The sequence below is a fragment of the Corynebacterium sp. H130 genome, assembly GCF_037572395.1.
GTDB lineage: Bacteria > Actinomycetota > Actinomycetes > Mycobacteriales > Mycobacteriaceae > Corynebacterium.
Window position 1 is genome coordinate 75,588 of the sequence record NZ_JBBHLA010000006.1, and the last position, 11,552, is coordinate 87,139.

At 58.9% G+C, this 11,552-nt stretch carries 9 protein-coding genes; 7 read left to right on the forward strand and 2 right to left on the reverse strand.

Annotation, left to right across the window (positions count from 1 at the left end; all coding sequences use genetic code 11):
- The first annotated feature begins 15 nt into the window (after positions 1 to 15).
- Positions 16 to 765 carry a DUF6779 domain-containing protein gene (locus WG939_RS11515; RefSeq protein WP_339985934.1) on the forward strand — a complete coding sequence of 250 codons (750 nt, stop codon included), beginning with the start codon at positions 16 to 18 and terminating at the stop codon, positions 763 to 765.
- Complete coding sequence (locus WG939_RS11520; RefSeq protein WP_339985936.1) at positions 765 to 1,289, forward strand: hypothetical protein; 525 nt, start codon at positions 765 to 767, stop codon at positions 1,287 to 1,289. Before WG939_RS11515 ends, WG939_RS11520 begins: the two co-directional genes overlap by 1 nt.
- 170 nt (positions 1,290 to 1,459) lie before the next feature.
- Here WG939_RS11520 and WG939_RS11525 read toward each other — a convergent pair whose 3' ends face one another.
- A complete protein-coding gene (locus tag WG939_RS11525) occupies positions 1,460 to 3,523 on the reverse strand; it encodes a PhoX family protein (RefSeq protein ID WP_339985938.1) in 2,064 nt (687 codons plus the stop codon).
- A 214-nt stretch (positions 3,524 to 3,737) separates the two neighbouring features.
- On the opposite strand from WG939_RS11525, the gene WG939_RS11530 reads away from it, so the two are divergent.
- The 5 genes from WG939_RS11530 to WG939_RS11550 all read left to right on the forward strand — a co-directional run bounded on the left by WG939_RS11530 (position 3,738) and on the right by WG939_RS11550 (position 10,151).
- Positions 3,738 to 4,193 (forward strand): RrF2 family transcriptional regulator, encoded by a 456-nt coding sequence (locus tag WG939_RS11530; protein ID WP_339985940.1) that lies wholly within the window; start codon positions 3,738 to 3,740, stop codon positions 4,191 to 4,193.
- A 23-nt stretch (positions 4,194 to 4,216) separates the two neighbouring features.
- Positions 4,217 to 5,365: a globin domain-containing protein gene (locus tag WG939_RS11535; protein ID WP_339985942.1), complete on the forward strand. Its 1,149-nt coding sequence runs from the start codon at positions 4,217 to 4,219 to the stop codon at positions 5,363 to 5,365.
- Positions 5,366 to 5,400: 35 nt separating this feature from the next.
- Positions 5,401 to 6,969, forward strand: coding sequence for a lysine--tRNA ligase (gene lysS, locus WG939_RS11540; RefSeq protein WP_339985944.1), 1,569 nt, complete (start codon positions 5,401 to 5,403; stop codon positions 6,967 to 6,969).
- Positions 6,970 to 7,299: 330 nt separating this feature from the next.
- Positions 7,300 to 9,309 (forward strand): glucose PTS transporter subunit IIA, encoded by a 2,010-nt coding sequence (locus WG939_RS11545; protein WP_339985947.1) that lies wholly within the window; start codon positions 7,300 to 7,302, stop codon positions 9,307 to 9,309.
- Positions 9,310 to 9,323: 14 nt separating this feature from the next.
- On the forward strand, positions 9,324 to 10,151 hold the full coding sequence (locus WG939_RS11550) for a PRD domain-containing protein (protein WP_339985949.1): 828 nt from the start codon (positions 9,324 to 9,326) through the stop codon (positions 10,149 to 10,151).
- On the opposite strand, the gene WG939_RS11555 is transcribed toward WG939_RS11550, so the two are convergent.
- The gene (locus WG939_RS11555) at positions 10,148 to 11,485 is read right to left on the reverse strand and encodes a metallophosphoesterase family protein (protein WP_339985951.1); all 1,338 of its coding nucleotides are present in this window, start codon (positions 11,483 to 11,485) and stop codon (positions 10,148 to 10,150) included. The genes WG939_RS11550 and WG939_RS11555 overlap by 4 nt on opposite strands.
- Between the last annotated feature and the right edge of the window lie 67 nt (positions 11,486 to 11,552).

Below are 11,552 nucleotides of genomic sequence, written 5' to 3' on the forward strand. Positions count from 1 at the left end.
GTACATTATGTAACCATGAGCGACGAGGCACAGACGCAGTTCCAGGACGACACCACCGCTGAATCGGGCATCGACAAATCCCAAATCATGCTGGTGGTGCTAGTGGTTCTCGCCGTGGTAGCGAGCGTGGTCATGCTGTTCTCCAACAGCGCGACCGCGATGAAGATCGCCGTGTTGGCAGCCCTCTGGGCGGCATTCATTGGCCTGTTCTTGGTGGCGAAGTACCGCCGACTTGCTACTGAAGAGCGCGAGCGCTCCGAGCAACAACTTCACGCTCTGGAAGCAGAGCTGCGTGCTGAGCAGGCGGAACTGGCGAGCCAAAAGGCTGTCGAAGCATCCGCTCAAGACACCGAACTGCTCCGCGAAATCCGCCAGCAGCTCGCTGAACTCCGCGAACACCTGGAAGAGCTCTCCGGTCGCGACCTGACTTACGCCCCAGCAACCCTCACCGCAGAAGCCTCCCGCATCCGAGAGCTGGAAACCGTCACGGAGAAGGCCGCCGCTGCTGTTCACGAACCAGTTGAAGAGGTAGAGGTCGTAGAAGAGTCCGGCGCTGATCGCTTCGATACCGGATCCTTTGCCGTAGTTGATCTGACTGCTGGCACCGAAAAGGAACCGGAACCTGTTTTTGAGCCTGAGCCTGAACCTGAGCCTGCCCCTGTTGCGCAGGAAGAGCGACCTTCCCATGGTCGCCGTCGTCGCGACGAAAACGAAGGCGCCATTTCTGTTGCCGAGCTGCTGGCAAACCTCAAGAAGAACAGCTAGTGACTGCGCCCCGACTCGACTTCGCAGCAATCGGCACTAACCCCAACGCAGACGCCCTCGAATCTGCCCTGGTCAAGGCGGGGCACCGAGTCCACTGGCCCGTCGAATGGCAGGATGTATCCGCTTATTCCGCAGTATTGCTACGAGTTTCTGCCGATGACCTCCCCGACGCCATTTCACGCCTAGAAGAGCATCTTTCCGCCAATCAGATCGTCATACACACCGCCCTCGAAATCGGGGCTGCGCCACTGATCGAGCTTCCAGCAGTTGGAATAGCGATGCACCGCCTGTACAACGGGGACATTATCGTCGAAACCAACGACGAAATCGCCGCTACTGTCGCGAGCGTGCTCATTTCCGAGCTACACGGAAATCCCGTCATCATTCCAGCCGAGGAAAGGGAAGCATTGGCCCAGGCACTCGAATACCTGGCGCAGGCCCGCAAGCTGCGATACAAAGCCCTATCTTCAGTTACATCCGAGGCAGTGAAGGACCTTGTCGATCGGTTGGGTGGGGTTTACTAGGGACTCGCTACGCGAGGGCGATAATCCGCCTTAGATATTGGCCACTTCAAGAGTGCTACAGGCCCATTATCTAACGGGGATTATCGTCCTGGCGAAGCAGCCCAAAGAACGCCAAAAGGGGGCGCACCCACTCGGACGCGCCCCCAAAAGCCCCTTAAGAGCAAGCAGGTTTAGGCGTCTACGCCAACCTGGCCCTTCTTAGGCCATACAACGACAACTGCTGGACGTGGAACAGAGTTGCCACCGTCTGGCCAGTGCATTGCTGGCTTGTCGGCGGAGGCGTCGTCGCCTTCGCCTGGGTGCTGAACGTTGACCAGGACGCGCTCGTCGGTGACGATTGGGCCGCAGGTCTCGGCGCCCTTTGGAACGGTGAGGAAGCACTTGAGTTCACCGCGGTTTTCGCCTTCAACGGCACATGCGTAGAGGCCGTCGTTGGACTTGAGGGCGTTGCCGTCGGTGGAGATCCACAGGTTGCCGTGGGTGTCGAAGGCAATGTTGTCTGGGCAGGAGATTGGGGAGACCTTGGTCTTGTCGAAGCCGCCGAAGTAGGTGTATGCCTCCTTCGGATCGCCACAGACGAGCAGCAGGTTCCAGGAGAAGGATTCGCCGGCGTGGTCGTCGTCCATCTCCAGGACGAGGCCGTTCTTGTTTTCCTTCACTGGTGCGACTTCTTCGACGCCTGGGTAGTTCTTGCCGTCCTCGACAGCACCGCGGTACTTGTTGTTGGTCAGTGCGACATAGACCAGGCCGGTCTTTGGGGAGACCTCGACGTCCTCTGGGCGGTCCATCTTGGTTGCCTTGACCTTGTCAGCTGCGATACGGGTCCAGACTGCAACTTCGTCAGCCTTCATGCCCTCAACGTGGGACTCTGCGGAGCCGTCTTCCTTGGCGGTCAGCAGCTTGATCCACTTGCCCTTGCCGTCGAAAGCGCCGTCCTTTGGCAGTGCGCCGGAGCCGTCGATTTCTTCCTTAGGGGAGTTGCCCTCGAACTGTGCGACGTAAAGGGTGCCCTCGTCCAGGATCTTGAGGTTGTTTTCCTTGTCGCCTTCCTTGAACTTGCGGGTGGAGACGAACTTGTAGAGGTAGTCATTGCGCTCGTCATCGCCGGAGTAGCACACGACGGTGCCGTCCTTGGTGATGTGGATGTTGCCAGCCTCGTGCTTGTAGCGGCCGACAGCGGTGTGCTTGACCGGGGTGGAGGTTGGGTCCATTGGGTCGATCTCGACGAGCCAGCCGAAGCGGTTTGGCTCGTTAGGGGTCTTGGAGACGTCGAAGCGGTCGTCGAAACGCTCCCACTTACGCTCGGTCTCGGTACCCTTGATGCCGAAGCGCTTGAGCTTCTTCTTGGCGTCCTCGTCAGAGAGGTTGTCGGCGTTGCCAAAGTACTGGTCGAAGTTCTCTTCGCCGGAGAGCATGGTGCCCCAAGGGGTCAGGCCACCGGAGCAGTTGTTCAGGGTGCCCAGGACGGTCTTGCCCTCTGGGTCAGCAGCGGTCTTGAGCAGGTCGGAGCCAGCAGCTGGGCCAGTGACCTTGAATGGGGTGGTAGCGGTGATGCGGCGGTTGAGCTTGCCGAACTCGCGCTTGAGCTCGCCGGAGCCCTCAACCTTGGAGACTTCGAGGATGGTGTGGCCGTGTGCAGCCAGGCCGATCTTGAACTGCTCTTCGGTTGGGTTCTTGGCGTCGTAGCCCTTGAACATGTTTGGCTCGGTGGTGTACTCGTGGGAGCAGACGTACACCATGCGCTTGTCGTCAGATGGGTGCTTGAGCAGGCCAGCGAAGTCGCAGTTGAAGCCGAACTGCTTTTCCTGTGCCTCAGCGGTCTGCTTGTCGATGTCGAACTCTGGAGCGCCCTCGATCACTGGGTCGCCCCATGCGATCAGGACCTTCTGCTCGTAGCCTTCAGGGACGACAACTTCGGTCTTGGTGTTTGGCTCGACGGCCTTGAACTGCATGCCCTTCAGGGACTTAGCTGGAGCAGCCTTAGCGGAGGAGGAAGAACCAGCGGAACCGGAATCCTTCTGGCCGGAAGGGGAGCACGCTGCGAGCGCGGAAGCGCCACCAACAGCCAGTACGGTGACGGCACCGGCCTTCAGTGCGGAACGACGGGTGATGTCGCCGAAGTACTCGTTGTCGGACTCGTTTGCGCATGCGCCGAAGCATGCGTTGCCACACTTGTAGGTACACGTCTGCTTGGTGCGGCTAGAAGTAAACAGGTTCAATCCTTTAAGTCCCACTTGGGGCCTCCAAATTCAATTAAAGGTTTCGGTTTGCTCGTATGGGGCGAGTTATTGCCCAGAAGACATTAGATAAGCAGAGTTGCAGCAAGGTCGAATGTGAGTGACCTCAAGGTGAACAAACTGTTAATTATGTCCCACTTCGGGATACATTTAAGGAAGGCTCCGAAAATAAACATGTAGATGAAACTCAGCTTTAATGTAAGGTGGAACCATGCACTTGACGCGCTTCTCTGACCTGGGTCTGCGCCTGGTACTTCGGCTTGGTGAGTATGAAAAAGGACTCGCAGTTGAACCGAACCGGCGCAGCACTGTTGCCAACCTGGCAGCAGATATCAATGGGTCTGAAGCGCACGTAGCTAGGGTCGTCGCAAAGCTTGCAGAGCTTGGCATCGCCCGCAGCGTTCGTGGCCGCGTCGGTGGTGTCTACCTCAGCGAGGATGCCCACGACATGTCCATCGGTCATATCCTTCGGCTCCTGGAGGGGCCGGGCGAAGTGATCAACTGCGAGGAATGTCCTTATCGCACCCGCGACTGTCTGCTACGTCTTCGTCTTGCTGCTGCCAAAGAAGCCTTCTTCGCTTCGATGGATGACATCACCGTTGCAGACCTCCTTGCGGACAATGAGCAAAAAACCATCGTTGCGCTGGGGCTGCCGGTAGCCACCTGACCCCCAAAAAGGAGCTCAACCGCATGTTCGTGGCCCACAACCCTGATACCAAGTCCGCGCACCTCAGCCCAGAGCACGAGGCAACGATCAAGGCCACCCTGCCGATCGTCGGCGCGCACATTAATGAGATCACCCCGCTGTTCTACAACAAGATGTTCACTGCTCACCCTGAGCTGATCAAGGACACCTTCAACCGTGGTAATCAAAAGCAGGGCGAGCAGCAAAAGGCCCTGGCGGCGTCCATTGCGGTGTTCGCGTCCATGCTGGTCGATCCTGAGGCTCCGGACCCTGTCGAGATGCTCTCCCGCATCGGCCACAAGCACGTCTCGCTCGGCATTACCGCTGATCAGTACCAGATCGTGCACGATAACCTCTTCGCAGCGATCGTTGAGGTCCTCGGCGACGCCGTCACCCCAGAGGTTGCCGAAGCCTGGGACGCCGTCTACTGGCTCATGGCCGACGTACTGATCAAGTTCGAAAAGGATCTCTACGATTCCGCCGGCGTCGAAGCCGGTGACGTCTTCCGCCGCGCCCCCCTCACCGAGAAGCAGGCGCTTAACGACGCCGTGTCCCTCTTCACTTTTGAAGCAGACGCGCTCACGGAAGCCCTGCCTGGCCAGTACACCTCCATCGGCGTCGTCCTCCCAGATGGTGCCCGCCAGCTGCGCCAATACTCGCTCGTTTCCGCTGAGAAGGGCCGTTGGGTAGTCGCGATCGAGCGCGACGGCGAAGTCTCCACCTTCCTGCACGACCAAGTGAAGGTTGGTGACGAGGTTGACATCACCCTGCCTGCCGGTGACCTGGTGCTGCGCGAGGGCACGACCCCAGTTGTCCTGATTTCCCAGGGCATCGGTTCCACTCCTATGGTGGGCATGCTGGCAGCGCTGCAGGGCTCTGACCGCGAGGTTGTCGTGCTGCACGCCGACGAGTCTGTGGACACCTACGCCCAGCGGGCTCAGACTCTCGAGCTGGCCAAGAACCACCACGAGTTCTTCCGCTCCGAGGGCCAGCGCCTGTCCGTGGCAGGTCTCATTCCTTCGGACGCTGACGTCTACCTCTGTGGTGGCACTGGCTTCCTGCAAAATGTCCGCGATCAGATTGCAGACCTGGAAGAGCAACCAGCTGCTGTTCACTTCGAGCTGTTTTCCCCTAACGACTGGCTGGTCAGCTAGTCCCGTTTAAGGGGCATGGACTACGCTTAGAAGCCGTGACTTCTCAGAATATTCCTGCCCCGAACGAAGACCTCCCAGAGCAGCTGCGCATCCGTCGCGAAAAGCGCGCGCGCCTGCTCGAGGAAGGTACCGAAGCGTACCCAGTAGTTGTCGACCGCACTCATTCCATCAAGGATGTGCGCGCCAAGTACAACGTCTTGGCAGAAGGCGTCGAGCCTGTTGATGGTGCAGTGAATCTGGAAGTTGGCGAAGAAACCCAAGACGTCGTCGCCATCGCAGGTCGCGTCCTCTTTGTGCGTAACACCGGCAAGCTCTGCTTCGCGTCTATCCAGGAAGGCGACGGCACTCGCATCCAGGCCATGCTTTCTCTCGCTGAGGTAGGGGAGGAGCGCCTCGCTGCTTGGAAGTCCGACGTTGACCTCGGCGACTTCGTCTCAGTCCGTGGTCGCGTCATTGCCTCCAAGCGTGGCGAGCTCTCCGTCATGGCTTCCGAATGGAGCATGGCAGCAAAGTCCCTGCGCCCACTCCCAGTCGCCTTCGCGGACATGTCCGAGGACTCCCGCGTGCGTCACCGCTACACGGATCTCATCATGCGCGAGGCTGCCCGCGACAACGCCATGATCCGCATCAAGGTCATGCGCGCGCTGCGCAACTTCCTGGAATCCGAAGGCTTCCTTGAAGTGGAAACCCCGATGCTGCAGACCTTGCACGGCGGCGCCGCGGCTCGCCCATTCCAGACCCACTCCAACGCCCTCGATATCGACCTCTACCTGCGCATCGCCCCTGAGCTTTACCTCAAGCGCTGCGTCGTCGGTGGCATCGAGCGCGTATTCGAGGTCAACCGCAACTTCCGCAATGAGGGCGTCGACTCCTCCCACTCCCCAGAATTTGCGATGCTCGAGACCTACCAGGCTTGGGGCACCTACGACGACGGCGCCGACCTGATCAAGCGCCTCATCCAGTCCGTGGCCATGGAGGTGTTCGGCACCCTTGAGGTCACGCTTGCCGACGGCACGAAGTACGACTTCGGTGGCGAATGGAAGCAGATCGAGATGTACCCATCTCTTAACGAGGCTCTCCAGCGCAAGTTCCCTGGCCAGCCAGAGGTCACCATCGACTCCACCGTGGAGGAACTCAAGGCGATTGCTGCTGTGATTGGTTTGGAAGTTCCAGCCAAGGGCGGTTGGGGACACGGCAAGCTCGTCGAAGAGATCTGGGAGCACCTGTGCGAAGACCAGCTCTACGGCCCAATCTTCGTCCGCGACTTCCCAGTCGAAACCTCTCCTCTTACTCGCCAGCACCGCTCCAAGCCGGGCGTTACCGAAAAGTGGGACCTCTATGTCCGCGGCTTCGAGCTGGCCACCGGCTACTCCGAGCTCGTCGACCCAGTCATCCAGCGCGAGCGCTTCGAAGACCAGGCCCGTCTGGCCGCTGGCGGCGACGACGAGGCCATGGTTCTCGACGAAGACTTCCTCACCGCAATGGAGCAGGGTATGCCTCCTACCTCCGGCAACGGCATGGGCATTGACCGCCTGCTGATGGCCCTCACCGGCCTCGGCATCCGCGAGACCGTGCTCTTCCCAATGGTGAAGCCAGAGGCTTAAGTCGCTGTCGGTAGCGTCGTGACGAGTTGGTCGTAAAACCTAGTTTCGCGAGACAACATCCGCGAAAAACAAGGGGTTTTACGACCAACTTAATACGACAAGTGCTTGACCGAAGTCACAATCCGTTGGCTTGGCTAAGCGCCCTCACAGCGCTAAACTTGTGAACATACAAACCATTCAGGGTTGTTACTCAACGACTTTCTTGAGGCAAGACCTGAGACATGAGGTTCTGAGCTATTTCTAGTTCAGCGCCTGATGTCTCAGGTCTTTTTTGTTTTCTCGGGTAAGCCAAAGGGGTCCAGCCCGCTCACAAAAGAAGGAGTGATGGACATGAGCACGACTCGTCAAGAGACTGCCAAGGCCATTCTCGACGGCATCGGCGGTGCCGACAACATCGCCTCATTCACTCACTGTGCAACTCGTCTCCGCTTCGAGCTCAATGATGTTAAGAAGGTTGACAAGGCTGGTCTGGAAAAGATCAAGAAGGTTATGGGTGCTGTTCCTCAGGGCGGCAACCACTACCAGGTTGTCATCGGTGGCGACGTTGCCTCCGTCTTCGACGACATGAACGCGCTCCCAGAGATGAAGGGCGCCAAGGCCATGTCCAACGACGACGTCAAGGCTGCTCAGCGCGCTAAGGCTCAGGGCAAGCTGCCTTGGCTTGATGCTTTCTTCGAGTACTTGTCTGACTCCTTCCGCCCAATCCTCGGCGTGCTCCTCGGCGCTTCCCTCATCATCGCCTTTGCCGCCGTTCTTGACGCACTGAAGATCGTTGACTTCCGCGCCGCCGACAAGCCAATTTCTTGGGTCTTCGTCGATGCCATGTGGCACTCAGTCTTCTACTTCCTGCCAGTGATGGTTGCTTTCAACGCTGGTAAGAAGCTGCGCATCGATCCTTGGGTACCGGGCTCTATCATGTTCGCCCTGCTTACCCCAGAGTTCCTGTCTCTGTCCAAGAACGCAGCTACCGTCTGCACCACCAACGAGGCACTGGGCACCGACACCTGTAAGGCCACCATTTTCGGTCTGCCAATGCTGCTCCAGGGCTACGGCGGAAACGTGTTCGTGCCACTGATCATGGCTGCTGTCGCTGCTGCTGCTTACAAGTTCTTCCAGAAGATCATTCCTTCCGCAGTGCACATGGTCTTCGTACCATTCCTCACCCTCGTCGTGATGATCCCGCTCACCGCATTCCTTATCGGCCCATTCGGTGTTTGGCTCGGCAACGAAATCGGCATCGGCCTGTCCTGGATGAACTCTCACGCTCCGTTCGTGTTCGCCATCCTGATCCCAATGCTCTACCCATTCCTCGTGCCACTCGGCCTGCACTGGCCACTCAACGCCCTGATGTTGGTCAACATCCAGACCCTCGGCTACGACTTCATCCAGGGCCCAATGGGTGCATGGAACTTCGCTTGCTTCGGCGCAACCGCTGGTGTCCTCTTCCTGTCCATCCGTGACAAGGACACCGAAATGCGTCAGACCTCCGCTTCCGCACTGGCCGCTGGCCTCCTCGGTGGTATCTCCGAGCCTTCCCTCTACGGTATTCACCTCCGCTTCAAGCGCATCTACCCACGCATGCTCGTCGGATGTTTTGCAGGTGGCCTGACCATCGCAATCCTCGGTATGGCATCTGATGGCGTGAAGACCTCCGCATTCGTCTTCACCTCTCTGCTCACCATCCCAGTGTTCAGCCCAATGCTGACCTACGCGATCTCCATCGCAGTCGCCTTCTTCGTAGCGTTCGCTCTGATTGCCTTCACTGACTACCGCACTCCAGAAGAGAAGGCTGAGGCGCTCGCTCGTATCAATGGCGAAGACGAAGTCGTGGAAGAAGAAGAGGTTGTGGTAGCCCCAGCTGCTGGTGGCGTCGCAACGCTCACCAAGGTTGCAGCGGTGGCAGCCCCAGCAACCGGCCAGCTCGTACAGCTCAAGGAACTGTCTGATGCAGCATTCGCGTCCGGCGCGCTTGGCGATGGCGTAGGCATCAAGCCAGCCGAGGCCACCGTGGTGTCCCCAATTGAAGGCACCGTAGTGACCGCCATGAAGACCGGCCACGCATACGGCCTGAAGACTGACGAAGGCGTCGAGGTTCTTGTCCACATCGGTGTAGACACCGTGAAGATGAAGGGCGAAGGCTTCGAGCAGCTCGTCCACAAGGGCGATCGCGTCACCGTCGGCCAGCCACTGGCAAAGGTTGATTTCGATGCCGTGCGTGCCGCTGGCTACGACGACACCGTCATCATGACCGTCACCAACACCAAGAAGTTCGCCGGAGTTGTCCCAGCGGCCTCTGGTGCAGTAACCGCAGGTGATGAAGTACTAACAGTGGAGAACTAAGTACACTGCATAACATGCGTGTCTTGCGAATATTCAACAACAACGTCGTCCTTGCCACTTCTGGCGAGGGCGGCGAAGTTGTTGTTACTGGGCGGGGCATTGGGTTCCAAGCCAAGCATGGGGACCGGATTGACGAGACGAAAATCGCGAAGGTGTTTTACCCAGCGGACGGCCGCGACCCCGATCACTTGGCTGAAATGCTGGCCTTCATCCCCGCCGAACACATACGCCTGATCATCGAAGCGATGGTCGAAGCGGGCATGCGTCAAGAACACCGCGACAAGTTGACGCTGGTCATCGCCCTGGCTGACCACGTTGGCGGCGCTATTCGACGCGCCCACGAAGGCCAAGTCCTGGAGATGCCTCTCAAAGAGGAAGTCCAGCAACTCTACGCGGAGGAATATCGGCAAGGCTGCGCCCTTGTGGACGCCATCAATTCGAAACTCCGCGTACCCATCGGCGAAGAAGAAGCCGTCGCGTTCACGATGCACCTGGTCAACGCCAGCTTCACCAGCGGCGACTTGTCCTATACCTACAAAATGACCGGGCTGATTGAGCAAATGATTGAGATCATTCGCGAAGGCACCGGCCGGGAGCTCGACGAGATCAGCATCGCCCGCTTCATCACCCACCTGCGCTATTTATTCGTCCGTGTCTCCCAACACAAGCAGCTCGTGGGGGAGCCCGCTGCGGTCAGCGAAGCCGTGGCCAAGTCCTATCCCGAAGCAATGGATCGCGCGGCCCAACTCGCAGCCCTCGCCGAACTCCGCCTTGGCGAACCACTCACCGCCGACGAGGTTTCCTACCTAGCGTTGCACGTTGCGCGATTGCGCCGGGACTAGGGCTTCGCGAGGGTGACGGCGTCGATAAGCGCGCCCGTTGGGACGTCCACGGTGCGCAAGGTGAGCTCGTCCGCGCGCACTGACACCGCCAAATAATCCGGGGTATAGTCCTGATTCCACACCGCGGCCCACGGCTGGTCGAGCGCAGGATCTGTGTTCGCCATTGTCGCGCCGGGGTGCGACGTGCCGAAGCGATCGTGGAAGTCGTAGTACTTGCCACCGCCGGCTGTTGTCGTGGTGAGGTACAGCGTCTCGCCATCGCGGTGAGCTAGCCGATCTCCGGCCACTCCGCGCCCCGTCCCTTGCGGAGCGGTGCCGGACATCTGGTGCGAGCGCGTATAGATATGGTCATGGCCACTTAAGACCACGTCCACTCCGGCCTCGGAAAACACCGGGGCGAGCCCTTCTCGCAGCGCCACCACATCCGTGTCGGCAGTATGTGAACCGTGAGAAAACGGAGCATGGTGCATGGTCACCACCGTCCAATCCACGCCACTATGCTTCGCGACGGCTGACCGCACAAACTCCTGGTGCCGGGCGATATCCTGCGGGGTGGATCGGTTGGAATCCAGGGCTATGAACAGCACATTGTTCTTTACAAACGCGTAATTGCGATCCTCGGCTCCAGGAAGAGTGAAGTGCTCGTCGAAGTGGCGCATTCCGCCCAGGTAGGTTTCGTGATTGCCGGGGATGATGGCGGTGGGGTAGGAGCGTAGCTGCGGAGCAGAGAAGAATTCATCGTACTGTGGCTGCGCGGGTCCCCATCCGTCAACTTGGTCGCCCAAGGTGAGGATTATTTCGGCATCGGGATGTGCTTGAGTTGCTGCGTCCAAGGTGGATCGCCAGGTGGCGCCCTGCTCAGAGTTCTTTAAGTTCACGCCGATTTGCGGATCGCTCACTGTAAGGAAATTCCAAATGTTTTTCCCGCCGTCGGCGGTGAATGTTGAACTCTGTGTCCAGCCCGTTTCGGGGGAGCCGATGCGATAGGAATAAGTCCGGCCGGGCTTCAAATCGGTGAGAGTCGTTTCCATTGACCGGTATAGAAGGGCACCACGATCTCGCTCGGTGCCGTAAAACTGGTGTGTTTCGCCCGTAATTGTATCCGTGAGTTCCACCTCAGTTGGCTGCATTGTGCTGCTGCGCCACGTCACGGTTAGTTCCGAGTCCTGGCTGCCGACACCCAAAATCGGACGGTAGATCATGGGGTAGAACAGCGCTCCTGGAGCGAGGTCTTGAGGTGCAATTTCGAGTGCTGAACTTGCTGCGTGAGCTGTGGGGGTGGAAAGCGACAAGATGGTAAGCGTGGCTGCAACAAATCGGGCGTGGCGGTGCATGATTTCACCTTAATGGGGGAACTGTGTGCAGGCATCTTCTAAGCCCTCCGTGAAAAAAGTTATCCAA

Coding starts and splice junctions, on each gene's coding strand:
- WG939_RS11515 (WP_339985934.1), top strand. CDS start 16: ATGAGCGACGAGGCACAGACGCAGTTCCAGGACGACACCACCGCTGAA.
- WG939_RS11530 (WP_339985940.1), top strand. CDS start 3,738: ATGCACTTGACGCGCTTCTCTGACCTGGGTCTGCGCCTGGTACTTCGG.
- WG939_RS11535 (WP_339985942.1), top strand. CDS start 4,217: ATGTTCGTGGCCCACAACCCTGATACCAAGTCCGCGCACCTCAGCCCA.
- WG939_RS11545 (WP_339985947.1), top strand. CDS start 7,300: ATGAGCACGACTCGTCAAGAGACTGCCAAGGCCATTCTCGACGGCATC.
- WG939_RS11550 (WP_339985949.1), top strand. CDS start 9,324: ATGCGTGTCTTGCGAATATTCAACAACAACGTCGTCCTTGCCACTTCT.
- WG939_RS11555 (WP_339985951.1), bottom strand. CDS start 11,485: ATGCACCGCCACGCCCGATTTGTTGCAGCCACGCTTACCATCTTGTCG.